Raw genomic sequence first — 18,769 nt, forward strand, 5'->3', positions numbered from 1 at the left:
CAATGGAACTGTCGATCAGCTGCAGCGACTGCGGCGAGCGCCGGGCCAATTCCTCGAACACCCTCAACCAGATACCTCGCTTGGCCCAGCGATTGAACCGGTTGTAGACCGTTGTGTAAGGGCCGTACCGACCGGGAAGGTCGCGCCACGGAGCCCCGGTGCGCAGCACATAGAAGATCGCGTTCACCACCCGCCGATCGTCCACCCGCCGCTTGCCCTTGCCCGGCTTGGGCAAGAGCGGCCCGACAAGCGCCCACTCTTCATCGCTCAAATCATAACGTGCCATGATCTCCTCCTGCTTCGCGCAGAAGTGAATCACGCAATCAACGATCCGGGAATCCCCTTATTGAGTACAGGCCCTAGGCGCGACTAGTCTTCCCCGGGCGCTACGAGCCGGCGGGCCTCATTGATCCGGCCCCGCAGGACCAGAATCTCGATATTGTCCGGCGCGATCTCACGCGCCATTTCCATGTCCTGCCAGGCGTCATCGAGCGCGCCGGTTTCAAGCCGCGCCGCGGCGCGCAAACGCCAGGCCTCGGCCAGATCCGGTGCCTGACCGATCACGGCGGTCGCGGCATCACCGGCCAATGGCCAGTCACCCAGCGCCAGCGCGGCGCTGGCCTGGCCGAGCAGGGCGTCCTGGTCATCCGGGTTCAGTTCGAGGGCCGCCGCAAAGGCGCGCTGCGCATCCTCGCTGCGCCCGATGGTGAGCCAGGCCTTGCCGGCATCGACCAGCATGGCACTGCGGATCACTGGCCCCCGGCCGCCATCCGTGGTGCCGGCGAGTTCTTCCAGGCTCAAGGCCCCGCCCGTCGTATCCCCCAGCGCGATCAGCGCCAGTGCCTCGCAATGGGCGGCCGGCCAGCCGCCGCCCTCCATCCGCCAGGCCAGGGCATCCTCGAATGCCTGGTCCTGCTCGCGCTCGACCCGTTCAAGACAGTCGAGATAACGCGCGGTCTCGATCTCGATCGCCGGAGTCTGGGCGTGAGCCGGGCTGATAGCGAGGGTGAGAAGGCAGGCGGACAGGAAAACACGCATCGGGGCATCCGGTTTTAGCGGCAGGGGGACGGGGGGCAGATTAATCACCGCACGCGGCCCGGTCCATCGCCGCTTCAGCGCCGGGCGTCGACGCTGCCTGGCTGTAGATGCCGGGGCGGGCAACTTCCATGGCGCGCTCGGGTGATTTCAGCGGCGTATAGCCGATCCTGGCATAGAGCGGCTGGGCATCGGCGGTCATCAGCATCAGACGGCGGCAGGCCAGGATCTCGGGCAGGCTGTGCAGGCATTCCACCAGCCATTTGCCCAGACCATGGCCGCGATGAGCCGGGTCGATGATGACGTCGGCGAGATAGGCGAAGGTCGCCCGGTCGGTAACGAAACGTGCCATGCCGACAAATGCGCCATCGGGCGCGAGCAGGCAGAAGGTCCAGGCATTGGCCGCCGCTTTCGCGACGGTTTCCGGCGGGATGCCGGGCGACCAGTAGGACGTGCTCAGCAGGCGGTGGGCGGCGGCGAGGTCAAAGGCACTGCGCTGGTCGGTTATCCGGTAGCCATTCCGTTCGAAACTGTTTTCCTGCATCACTCACGCTCCTGCACTCTGGACAAGGCCGAAGCGGTAGCATGGCGGTGGCGAGGGTCTATTCAAGATTTCCGTCCGTGTGTGACCCGGCCGGATGCCCGGTGGGCCCTGCGCGCTGCGGATTCGTTTGTCACAGGCGCGCGCTTGTGGAAAAACCCGGCCCTGTCCATGATTTGCAAAATCCGGTAGCGCTGCGACGCCATGAATATTCTCCAGGTCATTCCCCAACTTGAAGCGGGCGGCGCCGAGCGCACGACGCTGGAAGTGGCGCAGGCGATTGTCGCCGCGGGTGGCCGGGCCCTGGTCGCCAGCGAGGGTGGCCGGCTGGAAGCAGAACTGGCCGCCGTCGGCGGTGAACTCGTGCGCCTGCCCATGGGCAGCAAGAATCCCTGGACCGTCTGGCGCAATGCCGAATGTCTGGCCCGCATCGTGCGCGCCGAACACATCGACATCATCCATGCCCGTTCGCGCGCCCCGGCCTGGAGCGCCAAATGGGCTGCCGACCGGACCGGCGCACATTTCGTCACCACTTATCACGGCACCTATAATGGCAAGACCGGGCTGAAGCGCTGGTATAATGCGATCATGGCGCGCGGCGAGCTGGTGATCGCCAATTCGCAATTCATCGCGGCCCATATCCGCACCCAACACCCCTTTGCCGCCGATCGCGTCCGGATCATCCCGCGCGGGGTCGATCTCGACCGCTTCGATCCGCAGGTGATTGCACCGGAACGGGTCGCCGAACTGGCCGCCTGCTGGGGTCTGCAATGGCCATCCGGGCGCCTGGTCGCGCTCTTCCCGGCCCGGCTGACCGGCTGGAAGGGGCAACGTGAAACGCTCGCGGCCCTGGGCCGTCTCAAGGCTGAGGGCGCCGATCTGCCCCTGACCCTGCTGGTCGGCGATGCCCAGGGCCGCGATGGCTATCTCGCCGAGCTTGAAACCCTGATCCGGCAGCATGACCTGGCGCCGGATGTCCGCATTCTCGGCCATTGCAGCGATATGCCCGCCGCCTTCGCACTGGCGGATATCGCGCTGGCGCCATCGGTCGAGCCGGAAGCCTTTGGCCGCACTGCGGCCGAGGCCGGCGCCATGCATGTGCCGGTCATCGCCGCTGATCATGGCGGCGCCCGCGAAGTCGTTCTTCCCGGGCAGACGGGCTGGCGGGTCGAGCCGGGGAATCCGGCGGCGCTGGCCGGCGCGATCCGGGAGGCGATATCGATGACCCAGGCGCAACGCAGCGAAATGGGGCTGCAGGCCGCCCGCCATATCCGGACACAGTTCTCGACACGCGCCCTGCAAGCTGCGACTTTGCGCGTCTATGAAGAGGCTTTAAGCTCGCAGTCATGATCGAACCGCAACGCGATACCATCTATGTCCTGCACTGGGGGGATTTGACGTCGACCGTGCGCATGCTCGCATCGGCCAAGACGCTCCGCCAGGCGCACAAGCGTGACCGGATCGTGCTGCTGACGACACCGGAGTTCGAGTCCTTTCTCAAGCACAGCCCTTTCTTCAACGCGATCGAGATAGATGCCCGCCCCGACGGCCGGCCACAAACAGTGGCGCGCGACAAACGGCTCAAGGCTGCACACCCGGCGCGCGTCTACGACCTGGTCGGGGACTCCAACTCCCGGAAACTCAGGGGCCTGTTTCGCTTTTCCAAATGCGACTGGCTGGAAATCCTGCCGGCCCGCAAATCGGGCGAACACCCTGTCGACGAGCTGGCCGGCACCCTCAATGCCGCCATCGGTATCGGGCCGACGCATTTCCGGCTCGGCGGCGCACCATCGCCGGATGCCAGCTGGGTCGACTTCCTGGCGCGCAAATCGCGCATGCTCGATCCGGAATATTTCGGTCTGAACGGCCCCTTCGCCCTGCTCGCGCCGGCCGGCGAGGAGGTCAAGCTGGCCCTGCGCTGGCCCAAGGAAAAATGGGCGAGCCTGGCGCATGAATTGCTGCAGGCAGGGATTACGCCGGCCCTGGTCGGTGGCCCCGACACCCGTGAAATCGGTCGCTATGTCTCGCAGGTTGCCCCGGGCGCGCGCGACATCACCGGCAAGGCGAAACTGCCACAACTCGCCGGGCTGGCGCGCCGGACCCGTTTCGTTTTTGGCGAGGACACACCCTTGCTTCATCTGCTTGTCGCCGCAGGCGCCCCTGCGCTGGCGCTTTATGCCAGCGTCGAGGATCCGGCGATGAATGCGCCGCGTGGCGACGCACCGGTGATTTTGATGCACGCGCCCGTTTTGGCGCAGGTCGAACCGGCCGAAGCAATCGCGGCGATGCGCTTTGCAGGCGGGTTTTCTGACCGCACAGTTGCGGCGTGAACCGCGTGCGGCGCTTGCTTAATGTGATGATTTCACCATAGTGCGCGGCTCTCCGGCAGGGTAGCGGCTCAATTGAGCCAGTTTGGACTTGATCCAGATGCGCCGCCGGAGGATTACTAAGTATTGCTCGCAGGCCATAAGGGAGAAGCGGCCATAGCCCGTAGACCACAATCTGCGCAACCGCCAAAAAAAGACGGACCGCGTATGAATTTAGACATCCGCGTACCGCGGGTGCTTCTTATCGACGAACATGGAGAGAAGCAGGGGATCGTGCCAACCGAGGCCGCTCTCGAGGCGGCCGCACAGGCCGGACTCGACCTTGTGGAAGTCTCCCCCAACGCTGATCCGCCCGTTTGCAAAATCATTGATTACGGCAAGCTGAAATACCAGGAACAGAAGAAAAAAGCCGAAGCTCGCAAGAAGCAGAAAACGGTCGAGATCAAAGAGATCAAGATGCGGCCGAACATCGATGTGCATGATTACCTGGTCAAGACCAAGGCCATGCACCGCTTCTTCGAAGACGGCGACAAGGTGAAGATCACCCTGCGATTCCGGGGCCGTGAAATGGCTCACCAGGATCGTGGCATGGATATCATGCGCCGCGTCAAGGAAGACTTCGCCGAAGTCGCCAAGGTCGAGTTCGAGCCCAAGCTCGAAGGACGACTCATGGTGATGGTGATGGCACCGCGCTAGACGCACCGGCCCGCAAATTCCGAATTGTGTCTGAACGCCGCCGCTTTGAAGGCGGCGGCGTTCAGTCGCGGTTCAACTCACCTGTTTTCAGATGATATCCTCTGCAAAGCATGCTCAATTGTGGGCGACCGGCCCATTCCAGAAATGGCGGGCCAGGGGATCGGGGATTTGAATGATCAGGCTGTCCATACTGTCCATCGCCGTGATCGCCTGCTGCGGCACCGCTGCAGCGCAGCCACGTTCGACCTTGCCGAGCGCGCTGGACGCCTCGCTTTCGGCCGGCTTCACGCCTGATCCCTACCGCGTACGTTTGCAAACCGGCGGCGCCATTGATGCCAGCCAGACGCGCGGCCCGGACTGTAACGGCTTCATCGCCGAGGCACCGGATTTTGAACTTTTCTATAATGGCGGCTCGCTGCCACTCATCATCTCGGTCAATGCCGATGTGGACACGACGCTGGTTATCCATGCGCCCGACGGAAACTGGTATTGCGATGATGACAGCGGCAATGGCCTCAATCCGTCAGTCCGCTTTTCCACACCGCCATCGGGACTCTATGACATCTGGATCGGGACCTATGCCGACGCCTCCCGGGAGGAGGCGACGCTTTCGATTTCCGAACTTTTCAGCGAGTGATCTCGCACATCAGGGGAGAATGACCATGACCTATAAATGGGCGGCCGGGGCCGCAGCCGTGATCTTGCTGGGCGGCGCCGCGCAAGCACAGGACGTCAATGCCGCGCCGGCCTACGGCTCAGTCACGCTGTCGGCAGGATTTGCACAGGATCCGACATCGGTTGGCGTGCAGGCAGGCGGCGCCATTAATGGCGGCAGTATCGACTTTGCCTGCTCGGGCTATATCTCCCACCAGCCCTCTCTCAATCTGCAATATAATGCCGGCAATCTCCCCCTCTTCATTTCGGGAGCATCGGATGCCGACACGACGCTGATTGTGAATGCACCGGACGGGAGCTGGCACTGCAATGATGATGCGCCGGGCCAGGGTCTCAATCCGGGGATTGAATTCTCCTCGCCGCAATCGGGCGTCTACAATGTCTGGGTGGGCACGCTATCAGCGGGCAATGGCTATGAGCCAACCATGGTGCACATTTCAGAGCTCGGCTTTTCCAGCGAAAATGCCTATTCCCGGGCGCCGAACGCGGCCCTGCAGCCCAATTCCGGCGCCCTCAGCCTGCGCGCCGGCTTCAGCGACGATCCGCGCCGCATCGCCGTGCGCGCCGGCGGCGATCTCGACGGCAATCGCGGCACAGGCGGTTATTGCTGGGGCGAGATCAGCGAAGCGCCCGACGTCTGGCTGAACTATTCGGCCAATAATCAATATGACCTCTATCTGTCGATGGAATCGGATTACGACACCACGCTGATTGTCCAGGGCCCCGATGGCAGCTGGCATTGTGATGATGATGGCGCCGAGGACCTCAATCCGGGCATCCATCTGACCGATCCGGTCGCCGGTCGCTATGCGATCTGGGCGGGTCGCTATTCCGGCGGCACCCTTGCCGATGCGACCCTCTTTGTCTCGGAAACCGGTTTCCGTGGCGAGATTGACGTGCCAGCCGTGCTCGATTTCAGCCTGCCAGCCAATTACGGCTCGGTCTCGCTGCAGGCGGGTTTCATTCCCGATCCCCATAATCTCGCTCTCCAGGCTGGCGGCGATGTGGAAATCTACGAGGCGCTCGGCCAGAATTGCCGCGGCTTCTCGACCACGGCCCCCGACTACAATCTGAACTATTCGGCCGGTACGCTGGACCTCTACATCTCTGCGACCTCGAACGCCGACACGACGCTGGTCGTCAATTCACCGGATGGTAGCTGGCATTGTGATGATGACGGCGCCGGCAATCTCAATCCAGGTGTGCATTTCGACCGGCCCGCCTCGGGCGTTTACAATATCTGGGTCGGCACCTATGGCGAGATCCAGCCGGAAAATGCCACCTTGCACATTTCCGAGCTTGCCTTCGGCGATGAATACCAGGGCAGCGATGCGCTCGACTACACGATGGATGCCAGTTTCGGCTCGGTTGCGCTGACCGGCGGATTCTCTCCGGATCCGCACGCCGTCAACATTCTCGCCGGTGGTCCCGTTGCAGCGGAATCCGCGGCCGATTCGATGTGCCGCGGCTATGTCTCCGCAGCGCCGGATTACGAGCTGACCTTCACTCCGGGTTCGCTCGACCTCTTCATCTCCGTGCTCTCGGACGCGGACACGACACTGGTCATCAATGATCCCAACGGTAACTGGGTCTGCAATGACGACAATAACGGTCTCAATCCCGGCATTCACTTCGACATGCCGGCAGCGGGGACCTATGACATCTGGGTTGGCACCTACCGCGAAGGCCTGAGCGCTGACGCCCGGCTGGAAATTTCCGAGCTCGGCTTTGCCGACTGACCCCCGGGGCTCACGCCCCAGGACCTGACAACTGAAAGCGGGCGGCTCCGACAAAGGGCCGCCCGTTTGCTGCCCTGGCCGAACTGCGCTCGGGCCAGGCCAGGGCTTTCATCAGCGTGGATGTTATACTATATCGTCTGTGACCCGCACGGATGAAACCATGATGGCCCTGCTGCCCAAGTTCAATCTACAGAATGGCTCACTCGACCTGACCGGCGTCAGCCTGTCGGCGGTTTGCGTTGCGCACTGCCTCCTCTTCCCGGTCGCAGCCGCCGCTGCGCCGATGCTGGTGCCCGGACTCGGTGAGATGCTCGGTGCCAGCCATGCTTGGCATTTCGGCCTGCTGGCGATCGCCGCGCCGATCTCGATCCTGGCCCTGGGCTGGAGCGTGCGGACCAGCCGGGCACGCTGGCCGGTCCTCGCCCTGGGCCTTCTGGGCCTGTCGTTGATGGCAATTGGTGCCCTGCATTTGTCCAGCCAGCTGGTCGAAACCATCATCACCCTGACCGGCGTCACCATTCTGGCCGCAGCGCATCTGGTCAATTGGCACAGCCAGGCGCGTGCCGGCCATGATCACGCCAGCGATTGCGGCCTGTGCGAACACGAGCACACGGCCTGATTCAGACTCCCACGCGCTGTTGCAATCCCCTGCCAGACGCGTATAAACCCCGCTCTCTTATCACCAGTCTACCGGGCCAAATCGACATGCCCGCTGACTGTTCACACCCTCGGACCGGCCTGCCGGTCCAGCAAAGGAGATGGAAATGTCGAAGATGAAGACCAAGAGCGGCGCCAAAAAGCGCTTCAAGCTCACTGCCACGGGCAAGATCAAAGCCGGTCAGACCGGCAAACGTCACGGCATGATCAAGCGTACGCCGAAGCAGATCCGCGACAAGCGGGGACAGGTTGTCCTGTCCGCTCAGGATACGAAGATCATCAAGAAATATCTCCCGTACGGCCTTTAAGCCCCCGGCATTGAGTAGGAGCATACCATGTCACGAGTGACATCCGGCCCGGCTACGGCCATCCGCCACAAAAAAGTTATCAAGAAAGCGAAAGGCTATTACGGCCGTCGCAAGAATACCTTCCGCGCTGCCGTCCAGGCTGTGGAGAAGGCCGGCCAGTACGCGTATCGCGACCGCCGTGCCAAGAAGCGCACCTTCCGCGCCCTCTGGATCCAGCGCATCAATGCCGGCGCACGCCTGCACGGCATGACCTATTCGACTATGATGCACGGCCTGATCAAGGCCGGTATCGAGGTTGACCGCAAGGTCCTGTCCGACATCGCCATCCATGAGCCAGACGCCTTCAAGGCCCTGGTTGATCAGGCGCAGTCCGCGCTGGCCTAGGCTTGTCATACGACTTCAGGAAAAGGCTCGCCGGCTCACCGCCCGCGGGCCTTTTTTGTTTCAGGGCCTGACTTCATCCCGGGTGGCGCGGATTTGTGCTGTCGACACCTCAAAATTCAAACGCTAAACCCCAACCTGACTGGCAAGGGCGAAGACATGACCGATACCGCTGCACTGGAAACCCTCGAGCAGGACGTGCTCGCACAGATCGCCGCCGCGACCGATGAGGCCGGCCTTGATGCCGTGCGCGTCGGGGCGCTGGGCAAGAAGGGGTCTGTCTCGCTGATGATGCGCTCGTTGGGCGGCATGAGCCCGGAAGAACGCCAGGTGATGGGTCCGGCGCTGAACGGTCTCAAGGACCGGCTCGGCTCGGCGATTGAGGCGCGCAAGGCGATGCTGGAAGCCGCCGCGCTTGATCTCGCCCTGGCCTCCGAGACGATCGATGTCTCCCTGCCGGTGCGGCCCGAACCAAAGGGTTCGATCCACCCGATCACCCAGGTGATGGAAGAACTCGCCGTGATTTTCGCCGATATGGGCTTTGCCGTCGCGGAAGGCTCGGACGTGGAGGACGATTTCCACAATTTCACGGCCCTGAATTTCCCGGAAGGCCATCCGGCGCGCGACACCCAGGACACCTTCTTCATGAAGCCGGACGCCGAGGGCCAGCGCAAGGTTCTGCGCACCCACACCTCGCCGGTCCAGATCCGCACCATGATGAGCCAGACGCCGCCGATCCGCATTATCGCGCCGGGCCGGGTCTATCGCTGTGACTGGGACCAGACCCACACGCCGATGTTCCACCAGGTCGAAGGCCTGGTGATCGACAGGGAAACCCATATGGGTCACCTCAAGGGCGTGTTGCAGGACTTCCTCGCCGCCTTCTTCGAGACCGATGAAGTCGTCACCCGTTTCCGCCCGCACCACTTCCCCTTCACCGAGCCATCGGCGGAGATGGATGTGCGCTATGAGCGCGTCGGCCAGGCCGTGAAGGTGGGCTCCGGCGATCAGTGGATGGAGATTTTGGGCTGCGGCATGGTGCACCCGAATGTGATCCGCAATTGCGGCCTCGATCCGGACGAATACCAGGGCTTCGCCTTCGGCATGGGCGTTGATCGCCTCGCCATGCTCAAATATGGCGCCCCGGATTTGCGCGATTTCTTCAATTCCGACCAGCGCTGGCTCGGCCATTACGGCTTCTCGCCGCTGCTGCAGGCGAATATGGCAACCGGTCTGAGCTGATGTGGCGCTGGTTCACCAATAACCACCAGACCCTGACCGGGATCGGCGCCATGCTCGTCGGCATCGCGGCCCTGTTTGTGGCCTGGGACCAGGGCCGGGTGATGCGGGCGCAGCAGCATGGTGCGGTGGTGCCGGTGCTTCAGGTGGACGGCTTTATCCAGTCAACCGAGACGCGGCGCCATCTCGGGCTGCGGATTCTCAATAATGGTGTCGGCCCCGCCATGATCCGCACGGTATCCCTGTTGCGTGACGGAAATCCGCAGGACGGGTTCGCCCCGCTGGCGGCGCATTTTCCAGCCGCGTTTGACCGCTCATGGTCGAGCGTGAATGGTCGCGCCCTGGCACCGGGCGGCGAGGTCGAACCGGTCGTCTTCACCTGGGATCGCGACGCGCTGAGCGAAGACGAGCTGACGGCCTTGCTCGATGAATGGACCCATTGGGGGGTGTCGGTCTGTTATTGCTCCGTGTTTGATCGGTGCTGGATCTCATCCTCCAGTGAGGCCGCGCGTGAATCGGCCCGCGCCTGTCCGCCCGGGCAGATCGATCAGTTCGAACGCATGGGCGCTTCGGACCGTCCCGACCTGCCCTATGCCGAGACTGCCGGGGAGGCGACGCCGTGACCCGCGCCCCCGCCCGGCCGCTCGCGGCCAATAGACCATTCCATCCCGAACCGGTTGATGCCTGCATGGCGCCCGGTCCGGTTTCTGATTTGTAAGTGACGGCAGGAGCCGACGATGAAATTCCCGCTTTCCTGGCTGAAATACCACCTCGAGACCACGGCCTCGCTCGACGAGATCGCCGAGGCGATGACCATGGCGGGTCTGGAGATCGAGGAGATCGACAATCCGGCCGAGAAATTCGGTGCCTTCACAGTCGCCTCTGTCAAAGAGGCCGTCGCGCACCCTGATGCCGACAAGCTGCGCGTCTGCACCGTGGAGACCGTTGACGGTATCAAGCAGATCGTCTGCGGCGCGCCCAATGCCCGCACCGGCATGCGCGCCGTCTATGCCCCGCTGGGCGCCTATATTCCGGGCCTGGATTTCTCGCTCGACAAGAAGCCGCGCAAGATCCGCGGCGTCGAGAGCTCAGGCATGATGTGTTCCGCCAAGGAGCTGGAGCTCGGCGAGGACCATGACGGGATTATCGACCTGGAAGGCGACTGGGCCGTCGGCACGCCGGCCGTTGTGGCGCTTGGCCAGGATGATGTCGTCATCGATTTCGAAGTTACACCCAACCGGCCTGACTGGCTCGGCGTGCGCGGCATCGCCCGCGACCTGGCCGCAACGGGTATCGGTACGCTCAAGGATGTCCCGATCGAGCCCGTGCCGGGCACATTCCCCTGCCCGGTCAAGGTCGAGCTCGACTGGCCGGAAGCCTGTCCGGTCTTCGCCGGCCGGCTGATCCGCGGCGTCAGGAATGTGGCGTCTCCGGACTGGCTGCAAAAGGCACTCCGGTCAATCGGTCTGCGCCCGATCAATGCGCTCGCCGACATCACCAATCTGATCTCCTATGATCGCTGCCGGCCGCTGCACGTCTATGACGCCGCCAAGCTGAGCGGCAATCTGCATGCGCGCCGCGGTGCCGGCGATAGCGACACCTTCGAGGCGCTCGACAAGAAGACCCACACGCCCACCGAAACCATGTGCGTCATCGCCGATGAAGCTCATTGCCTGGGCTTTGGCGGCATTATGGGCGGGACCTATTCCGGCTGTAGTGACGCGACCACCGACGTCTTCATCGAGGCGGCCTGGTTCGATCCGCTGATCACCCGCGCGACCGCCAAGGCGACCGGTATCGACAGCGATGCCAAATACCGTTTCGAGCGCGGCGTTGATCCGCAATCCATCATCGATGGTATCGAATACGCCACGCGCCTGATCCTGAAAATCTGCGGCGGCGAAGCCTCGGAAACCGCCGTGTTCGGCGAGATCCCCGCGGCGCCCGCCGATATCGAATTCCCGATCAGCGAGGTCAAACGCCTGACCGGGCTCGATCTGCCTCGGGCCGAGATCCTGCGCATCCTCACCACGCTTGGCTTCAAGCCGACCGGGGCTGGCGATATACTGACGGTCGGCGTGCCGAGCTGGCGGATGGATTGCAGCCTGAAGGCCGATCTGGTCGAGGAAGTCGCCCGCATTCACGGCTTTGACAAGCTCATCGCCACCTCACTGGCGCGTCCTTCGGTGCGGCGTCCGGCACCGGCGACAGTGATGCAATTGCGCGCTCGCTATGCCCGCCGTGCCCTGGCTGTTCGCGGCTATCAGGAATCCGTGACCTGGTCCTTCTGCGAGAGCTCGCAGGCGGCCCTGTTTGGTGGCCATGGCGCCGGTCTGGCGCTGGAAAACCCGATCTCGTCCGAGCTCGATGTGATGCGCCCGACGGCGCTGATCCATCTGCTCACGGCGCTGCAGGCCAATGCCGATCGCGGCCTCGCCGATGCGCGCCTGTTCGAGGTTGGCCCGGTCTATCTCACCGATGGGCCGGATGGCCAATTGCTGGTCGCGACCGGGGTGCGCCGTATCACCTCCGGCCGTCACTGGACCGGCAGCCGTGCGCCCGACCTGTTTGATGTGAAAGCGGACGCCCTGGCGGCCCTTGAGGCGGCCGGCGCACCTGCCGCATCGCTGCAAGTGGCGCCGGAAGCGCGTGACTGGTGGCATCCTGGCCGGTCCGGCGTTCTGCGCCAGGGGCCGAAGAATGTGATGGCCGAGTTCGGTGAAATCCATCCGCGCGTGCTCAAGGCGCTGGGGATTGATGGCCGCGTGCTGGCGTTTGAGATCGTGCTCGATGCCATCCCGCAGCCGCGCAAATCCTCCGGTCTCAAGGCCCGCACGCAGCTCGACCGCGCCGATCTCACGCCCGTGAAGCGCGATTTCGCCTTCCTCGTCGACAAGACAATTGCCGCCGACAGCCTGATCCGCGCCGCCAAGGGTGCCGACAAGGCGCTGATCACCGATGTCAGTGTGTTCGATGTCTATGACGGCAAGGGCGTGCCCGAAGGTCAGACCTCGCTGGCGATTGAGGTGGTCTTGCAGCCACGCGACAAGACGCTCACCGATGAGGAAATCGACACGGTTGCCGCCAAGGTAATCGCCAAGGTCAGTGGCGCCACAGGCGGAACGCTGCGGGGTTGATGATGGATCCTCACCGCATGGCCAAAGCACCCCCGGCGCATCAGCGGGCGTTTCTGGTCGAGGCGGTGCGGGCCAATGCGCTGGCGATGACTGTTCTGGAGCGCGCTGCGGCGATGGGTCTGCCTGATCACGGCCTGATGGCCGGCGCCGTCTACCAGGCGGTCTGGAATGCCCTCACCGGGCGCGATGCGGCCTATGGCGTCAATGATTATGATCTGGGCTATTATGATGCCTCGGACCTGGGCGAAGCAGCCGAGGACGTCGTCATCAAGGCGGGCGAGGCGGTGTTTGGCGACCTCGATGCGGTCGTCGAGATCCGCAATCAGGCGCGCGTCCACCTCTGGTTTGGCGCCAAGCATGGCGTCACCCGCGCCCCGCTGACCAGCACGACGGAGGCCGTCAGGCATTTCGCCTCCCACACCCATGCCGTGGCCGTGCGGCTCGATAATGCCGGCAAGGTGGACGTGCTCGCGCCCTACGGGCTGGAGGAATTATTCTCCCTTCATGTCCGCCCGGTCGCCAGCCTCGCTGACAAGGCCGGCTGGAACGCCAAATGCGAGCGTCAGCACAAGCTCTGGCCGGAAGTTCGCTTCGATCGCACACAATTCGCCTGACAAGCACTTTGAGATAACACCGCTCAACCCATTGGGGAAAAACCCACATTCCCCGGCTGGTTGCCAAGTTTTTTTGCTAATCTCGCTTCAGGCGTATGGTGATATCCGGCACGCACCGCTAGTATGGTTAATAGTCGTTAACTGAAACTCGACGCTGTCAGCGACAGCGCTGGTGGTGTGTATAGATGATGGACCGGGTAACAGCCCTGCTGACACAAGCCGCGGCAACGATTCTGGTCGTGATCGGACTGGTGGCGATCCTCGGCTTTACCCATTCGCGCGCCTATCGCGCCGGCTATTGCGCCGTCCAGACCTGCGCCGAGAGTGGCGAACATCGCTGGTGGTGGCCGTTCGGAAGCGAGGACCCGCCAGCCCCAGACGGTCCAGCTCGCATCACGCCGGACTACACCCCGGACAATTTCTATTCCTACCAGGACAGCCCTTACCAGGACCGCCCCTATCAAGACCGGCCCTATCAAGACCGGCCCTATCAGGACCGGCCGACCGGCGAGACCGGCAGCGACACCCGTTATTCGGATCGCGTCGTCTACGGGGATACGACCGGTACCGCCAGCACGCTGCCGCTGTCGTTTGGCACCGGTCCGGTGACCAGTGACTATCCCCGCTCCTACGCCACCTCGCGCTATGGCTCACGCCCCCGCTTTTTCGGCACGCCCGGTGAACGAATCTGCCCGGCGCCCTTCAATGGCGAAGATGCGCGCCGGATGGCACCCGAGTTGGCGCGTTGCTGGCTCAATATTGGCGATGCCTACCAGGCGATGGACCAGATGGAACAGGCCCGCGACGCCTGGAACCGCTCGCTGCATGCCGGCTCGCAAAGCGGCGTTCAGGCGACGCTGGCGGCCCAGCAACGGCTCCAGACGGCGGTGCTGCAGTATTCCTGCCCCAGTGATGCCGACAGCCTGGCGCGCATCGCCTATGGCGCCGGCCAGCCGGACAGCACAGGCGATATCATCCAGTTGATTGCCCGCCAGCGCGCCCTCGCCGCGCTTGGCTTCTATTCCGGCCCGGTCGACGGCTCCTATGGCCCGGTGACCCGTCGCTCGGTCCGCGATTTCCAGCGCGAAATGGGTTATGATCAGACCGGCGCCCTGACCTCGCAAGAGACCGTCACCCTGATCTGCCACGCGGCAATCAATGCGCGCGATGCCGAGTCCCAGAATTTGATGGGCATCATGTTCGCGACCGGACTGGGTGTGAGGCAAAGCATCGATTCGGCCATGGAATGGCTCGACACGGCCGCCGAGCGCGGCAATGGCGGCGCCAATTTCAATCTTGCCCTGATTTACGGCACCGGCACTGTCCAGGGCAGTTACCGCCTGTGCGGGCTGATCGAAAGTCCGGAACGTGCGGATAGTTATCTGCGCCGGGCCGCCGATCTCGGCCATGCCAGGGCAATCCGTCTGCGGCGCGAATTCGCCAGTACCAGCGGCACGCCTGCCGAGCGCTGGACGCGGATCTCGCAGGCCCTGCTGCGCGAGGCTGAGGCCTCAGGCGATCGCTTTTATCTCGCCTGGCAGCAACGCGTCGACGAGGCGCGGCGCGAGAACGGAAATGAACTCAACCAGCCAGGCTGCTACCAGGCGGCACAGGATGACGGCCACCCCGCAGCGGCGGGTGCCGGTCAGACCGATTGACCCGGTCTCAGGAAGGATATGAACACCATGAGAAAATTCACGCTATTCCTGGCCACCGCGACCGCTTTGTCGGCCTGCGCAACGACGCAGACTCCCAGCGGCGTACCACCCCACTCCCACCCCGCGCCGCCCCACCGGGTTGCCGACACCGTCGGCCCGGCCACCAATATGTGCCAGGTCGCAGGTCTGGCCGAGCAGCGTCTGGGCATGCTGGAGGAAATTCACCGCTACCGAGAAGCGATCCGCGTCGAGCCCGGCCGGTCGGTCAGTGTCGCCGACACCCGGACCCAGGAATTGATCGCCGCGTTCGAGACCGATCTGGACGGGTCTTACCGCTTCGCGACTGCCTCCTGCCGCACTTATAACCGCTGCCTGGAGGAAAACCGCTTCGAGGAAGCCCGCTGCCAGGACACGGCCCAGCTCTGGCACGAGGGCCAGGATCGTTTCCATGACCTCTCGCTCCAGCTCGCCGCCGTGCGCGAACGGATCGCGTCAGGTTGCACCAGTTGTTCGGCTCCTCAGCCCGCCCCATCGCCGGACCGGCCCTATAACCATCGTCATGAACCGAATAATCCGGATGACCTTCTCGGCTCGGTGTTTTCCACCGGGGGACACCGCTAGCGCAGGGTCAAGCCTGTTGCTGACGGAGTTCGCCCCGGGCCTGGGTCAGGATCTGAAAGGCCGAGCTGAGAAAGAGACCGGCCATGCCCAGGGCGACGATGATGTCGGGCCAATGGCTCTGGGTCATCCAGACGACGCCAGCGGAAACGAAGACCGCGATATTGCCGATCGCATCATTGCGAGAACAGAGCCAGACCGAGCGCACATTGGCGTCGCCATCGCGCCAGCGCATCAGGATCAGAACGCTGATCACATTGGCCGCCAGCGCCAGCAGGGCGATACCGCCCATCAGTTCCGGGACCGGCTGCGCCACGAATATCGCCCGATAGAGCGCCAGGACCAGGATAGCTGCACCCATCACAAACAGGCTGCCCGCCTTGATCAGGGCCGCATTGGCCCGCCAGCTCGGCGGCTTGCCGATCACCCAGAGCGAGAGACCATAGGTCGCCGCGTCGGCGAAGAAATCGAGCGCATCGGCCTTGAGCGCCTGGGACTGCGCCGCCGCCCCGGCCAGCATCTCGACCACAAACATCGCGGCATTGATGATGATGACCGCGATCAGCGCGCGTTTGAATCCGGCGCTCATACCGTCGAATTCCTTGGTTTCGCAGCAACTTCCAGCCATGTGCTTCATTCCTTGCAAATCAGTTCAGGCACAGCCTAATCTCTCTAGTCACTAGAGGTTCAAGCACAAATGTCAGACTTGTCGATCGGGAAGCTGTCGCGGGCGAGCGGGGTCAAGGTCCCGACCATCCGCTATTATGAGAATATCGGCCTGTTGGCGGCACCGCCGCGTTCGGAAGGCGGGCAGCGGCGCTATGACAAGACCAATGTCGAACGTCTGCGCTTCATCCGCCATGGACGGGCGCTTGGTTTCGGGCTGGATGATTTACGCGCCTTGCAGGAGCTCTCCGACCGGCCCAACCAGTCATGCCAGCGCGCCGACGCTATCGCCAGCCGGCAATTGGCTGAAGTCGAGCGGCGCATTGCCGGGCTGGAGGCCGTACGAGTGGAACTGGCACGCATGCTCGATCACTGCGCCCATGGCGAGGTCGATCAATGCCGCGTCATCGAGACTCTGTCGGATCACGCCCTGTGCGAGGGCGATCACCTCAAGATCAGCTAGGCCCGAGGGTCAGAAACTGCCGCCAATGCGGTTCTTCCAATAGCCGACATCCTCGGCATATTTGCCGACGATTTCCCCGAGCACATTCTCCAGCAGCAGGCTGTCAAAACCGATCCATTCGTCCTGGTTGATCTCGTCAATGCTGGCCATGGAGCGGCGCAGGAAGACAGCATAAATGCTCACCAGCACGACAAACAGGATCAGGAAGATCACGCCCAGATCTGCCAGGCGAGCGCCGGCGTCAAAGCCCGTCCACTCGATCAGGGCGAGGTTGAGCCCGGCCAGCACCACCGTGAAGATCAGCGGCACGAAGACCAGGTAGTAGCCGGAATTTCGCAGCATCTGGAACATGATATTGCGAACGAAGGTCTCGATGAAGAAGATCCGTTGCGCGATCCACAGCACATTCGTGTGCCACATCCGTGCCGAGTGCGAGAATTTCGCCGCATCCTTTTCCTGCCCCACCGTCACCGATTTGGCCTGCCCTTCCGCGGTGCGGAAATGATCGTTGAGGCGGGCGAGATAGCGGGTGACGAAATTGGACAATTCACGGAAATTGTTGCGCTGATACGGCACGTATTCCATGAAATAGATGATCCACATCGCGAACGCACCGCCAATCGTCGACAGCGCCGCAAAAGCGGCCTGGCTGAGATCGGTTGCGCTCATGGTGAGTGGCCCCAGCGACATCGGACCCGCCAGGGCGATCAGGCTTCCGTCATTATAGAGCAGGTTGATGATCAGCACGATGGCGATAATCGTCGAGAAGACGACGGTCAGCTTGCGGACATTGGAATTAATCGTCTTGCGCATCTCGTTGAGCAGATAGAGGCAACCGGCGTCGGCCGGAAAATACTCGGCGATGACCGCGCCTTCCTCGTCCTCATAGAGATTTTGCGGATTGGCGGAAATCTTGACCCGGCCATTGAGGAATGTCGCGCCCTGCCGGTAATAATCCTCGGCCACATCGAGCGTGAGTTCGCCGGGCGTGCGGATATAGCCGACCTTGACGCCGGTCCAGTGGAACAGGAAGCCATTGCGCTTGAGGTGCGCGTCCTCATGGCTGAAATCGGCCCCGAGCGCCTTTTCGGTTTCCGTCTGCGAACGCGCCGCGCGCGACAGGGCAGCCCAGGCGCTCGGCCCCATATGGGCGGGACGAACCGAGCCGGGACCGGCCCGCGTGATGGCCTTCAGGCCAAACAGCTTGCCGATCGGCCGAAAGATCGACGCCATGATGCGGCCGATAATCTGGAACGGGATCTGGCGGGCGAGCATCAGAATAAAGAGAGCGCCGATCCCGATCAGCAGGATCAGTCCGCTCAATGTACTGCCTTCGGTCATGTCGATCTCCCCTCGGCTGTAGCCAGCCCCATGTTTGCATTCACACTATCGCGCAATAACCCGCCAGGGTAGTGCGGGATCGCGACACCGGCATTCCCGCTTGCCGGACGATCCCCCGCAATGCCTGAATGCCGCCATTGTCACGAAGAATGGGAGTTTTTGATGTCAGGTCTGAGAGCAGGACTATGTCTGATCATGCTGGCGGCGGCGCCCGCCTGGGCCGAGGACGCGGCCGATACGGCGCTCGATGCCCGCTTCGCCGAACTCGACCGCCAGGTCTTCGAGCTTGGCTATAATGGCTGCGACCTCGAACTGATGGCCGCGCTGACCAGCGAGGATCTCGAATTCTACCACGATATCGGCGGCGTCACCCTGGGTCGCGCCGCCTTCATCGACAGCATTGACCGAAATATTTGCGGCCCCGACTATCACGTCACGCGGGCCCTGGTGCCCGGTTCGCTTGTCCTGCATCCACTCTATGATAACGGCGTGCTCTATGGCGCGGTGCAGAGCGGCGAACACATGTTCAGCATTGTGCGCCCCGGCGCCGAACCCGAGCTGACCGGCCGTGCCGGCTTCACCACACTCTGGCGGCTGGAGGGCGAGGCCTGGCGGATGTCACGCGTGCTCAGCTTTGATCACCAGCCGGTCACGGCCGCTGAAAACGAGTAGGC

Annotated in this window: 21 protein-coding genes; 16 read left to right on the forward strand and 5 right to left on the reverse strand. The window is 63.2% G+C overall.

Annotated elements, in window-relative coordinates:
- The 3 genes from BLT42_RS08890 to BLT42_RS08900 all read right to left on the reverse strand — a co-directional run.
- Positions 1-286, reverse strand: a 286-nt coding sequence (locus BLT42_RS08890) for an IS5 family transposase (protein WP_143024095.1), incomplete at its 3' end; no start/stop codon positions are given.
- 83 nt (positions 287-369) lie between these two features.
- Positions 370-1,038, reverse strand: coding sequence for a tetratricopeptide repeat protein (locus BLT42_RS08895; protein WP_091769897.1), 669 nt, complete (start codon positions 1,036-1,038; stop codon positions 370-372).
- Between the two features lie 40 nt (positions 1,039-1,078).
- Positions 1,079-1,579 (reverse strand): GNAT family N-acetyltransferase, encoded by a 501-nt coding sequence (locus BLT42_RS08900; RefSeq protein ID WP_091769899.1) that lies wholly within the window; start codon positions 1,577-1,579, stop codon positions 1,079-1,081.
- 201 nt (positions 1,580-1,780) lie between these two features.
- Between BLT42_RS08900 and BLT42_RS08905 the strand changes: the two genes are divergently transcribed.
- The 14 genes from BLT42_RS08905 to BLT42_RS08975 all read left to right on the forward strand — a co-directional run bounded on the left by BLT42_RS08905 (position 1,781) and on the right by BLT42_RS08975 (position 15,628).
- A complete protein-coding gene (locus BLT42_RS08905; RefSeq protein WP_091769901.1) occupies positions 1,781-2,926 on the forward strand; it encodes a glycosyltransferase family 4 protein in 1,146 nt (381 codons plus the stop codon).
- Positions 2,923-3,906, forward strand: coding sequence for a glycosyltransferase family 9 protein (locus tag BLT42_RS08910; RefSeq protein ID WP_091769903.1), 984 nt, complete (start codon positions 2,923-2,925; stop codon positions 3,904-3,906). The genes BLT42_RS08905 and BLT42_RS08910 overlap by 4 nt, the downstream gene beginning before the upstream one ends.
- 204 nt (positions 3,907-4,110) lie before the next feature.
- Positions 4,111-4,599: a translation initiation factor IF-3 gene (gene infC, locus BLT42_RS08915; protein WP_233342408.1), complete on the forward strand. Its 489-nt coding sequence runs from the start codon at positions 4,111-4,113 to the stop codon at positions 4,597-4,599.
- A 172-nt stretch (positions 4,600-4,771) separates the two neighbouring features.
- Positions 4,772-5,236 (forward strand): hypothetical protein, encoded by a 465-nt coding sequence (locus BLT42_RS08920; protein WP_091769905.1) that lies wholly within the window; start codon positions 4,772-4,774, stop codon positions 5,234-5,236.
- A 25-nt stretch (positions 5,237-5,261) separates the two neighbouring features.
- Positions 5,262-7,013: a hypothetical protein gene (locus BLT42_RS15230; RefSeq protein WP_233342409.1), complete on the forward strand. Its 1,752-nt coding sequence runs from the start codon at positions 5,262-5,264 to the stop codon at positions 7,011-7,013.
- 139 nt (positions 7,014-7,152) lie between these two features.
- Positions 7,153-7,632: a MerC domain-containing protein gene (locus BLT42_RS08935; RefSeq protein WP_091769907.1), complete on the forward strand. Its 480-nt coding sequence runs from the start codon at positions 7,153-7,155 to the stop codon at positions 7,630-7,632.
- 145 nt (positions 7,633-7,777) lie between these two features.
- Positions 7,778-7,978 (forward strand): 50S ribosomal protein L35, encoded by a 201-nt coding sequence (gene rpmI, locus BLT42_RS08940; RefSeq protein WP_091769909.1) that lies wholly within the window; start codon positions 7,778-7,780, stop codon positions 7,976-7,978.
- Between the two features lie 27 nt (positions 7,979-8,005).
- Positions 8,006-8,362 (forward strand): 50S ribosomal protein L20, encoded by a 357-nt coding sequence (gene rplT, locus BLT42_RS08945; RefSeq protein ID WP_091769911.1) that lies wholly within the window; start codon positions 8,006-8,008, stop codon positions 8,360-8,362.
- A gap of 156 nt (positions 8,363-8,518) precedes the next feature.
- Positions 8,519-9,601, forward strand: a complete 1,083-nt coding sequence (gene pheS / locus BLT42_RS08950; protein WP_091769913.1) for a phenylalanine--tRNA ligase subunit alpha — start codon at positions 8,519-8,521, stop codon at positions 9,599-9,601.
- Positions 9,601-10,221: a hypothetical protein gene (locus BLT42_RS08955; RefSeq protein WP_091769915.1), complete on the forward strand. Its 621-nt coding sequence runs from the start codon at positions 9,601-9,603 to the stop codon at positions 10,219-10,221. The genes pheS and BLT42_RS08955 overlap by 1 nt, the downstream gene beginning before the upstream one ends.
- A gap of 114 nt (positions 10,222-10,335) precedes the next feature.
- Positions 10,336-12,735: a phenylalanine--tRNA ligase subunit beta gene (gene pheT / locus BLT42_RS08960; RefSeq protein WP_091769917.1), complete on the forward strand. Its 2,400-nt coding sequence runs from the start codon at positions 10,336-10,338 to the stop codon at positions 12,733-12,735.
- 17 nt (positions 12,736-12,752) lie between these two features.
- Complete coding sequence (locus tag BLT42_RS08965; protein ID WP_176780308.1) at positions 12,753-13,349, forward strand: nucleotidyltransferase family protein; 597 nt, start codon at positions 12,753-12,755, stop codon at positions 13,347-13,349.
- 185 nt (positions 13,350-13,534) lie between these two features.
- Positions 13,535-15,007, forward strand: coding sequence for a peptidoglycan-binding protein (locus BLT42_RS08970; protein WP_091769921.1), 1,473 nt, complete (start codon positions 13,535-13,537; stop codon positions 15,005-15,007).
- Between the two features lie 27 nt (positions 15,008-15,034).
- The gene (locus BLT42_RS08975) at positions 15,035-15,628 is read left to right on the forward strand and encodes a hypothetical protein (RefSeq protein ID WP_143024097.1); all 594 of its coding nucleotides are present in this window, start codon (positions 15,035-15,037) and stop codon (positions 15,626-15,628) included.
- Positions 15,629-15,635: 7 nt separating this feature from the next.
- On the opposite strand, the gene BLT42_RS08980 is transcribed toward BLT42_RS08975, so the two are convergent.
- Positions 15,636-16,253 (reverse strand): cation efflux transmembrane domain-containing protein, encoded by a 618-nt coding sequence (locus tag BLT42_RS08980; protein WP_091770076.1) that lies wholly within the window; start codon positions 16,251-16,253, stop codon positions 15,636-15,638.
- A 69-nt stretch (positions 16,254-16,322) separates the two neighbouring features.
- Between BLT42_RS08980 and BLT42_RS08985 the strand changes: the two genes are divergently transcribed.
- Complete coding sequence (locus BLT42_RS08985) at positions 16,323-16,754, forward strand: MerR family transcriptional regulator (protein WP_091769925.1); 432 nt, start codon at positions 16,323-16,325, stop codon at positions 16,752-16,754.
- Between the two features lie 9 nt (positions 16,755-16,763).
- On the opposite strand, the gene BLT42_RS08990 is transcribed toward BLT42_RS08985, so the two are convergent.
- A complete protein-coding gene (locus tag BLT42_RS08990) occupies positions 16,764-18,095 on the reverse strand; it encodes a hypothetical protein (protein WP_091769927.1) in 1,332 nt (443 codons plus the stop codon).
- A 162-nt stretch (positions 18,096-18,257) separates the two neighbouring features.
- Here BLT42_RS08990 and BLT42_RS08995 point away from each other — a divergent pair, with 162 nt between their 5' ends.
- On the forward strand, positions 18,258-18,767 hold the full coding sequence (locus BLT42_RS08995) for a nuclear transport factor 2 family protein (RefSeq protein WP_176780309.1): 510 nt from the start codon (positions 18,258-18,260) through the stop codon (positions 18,765-18,767).
- Positions 18,768-18,769: the final 2 nt, after the last annotated feature.

It is taken from the genome of Maricaulis salignorans, from assembly GCF_900103475.1.
GTDB classification, from domain to species: Bacteria; Pseudomonadota; Alphaproteobacteria; order Caulobacterales; family Maricaulaceae; genus Maricaulis; species Maricaulis salignorans.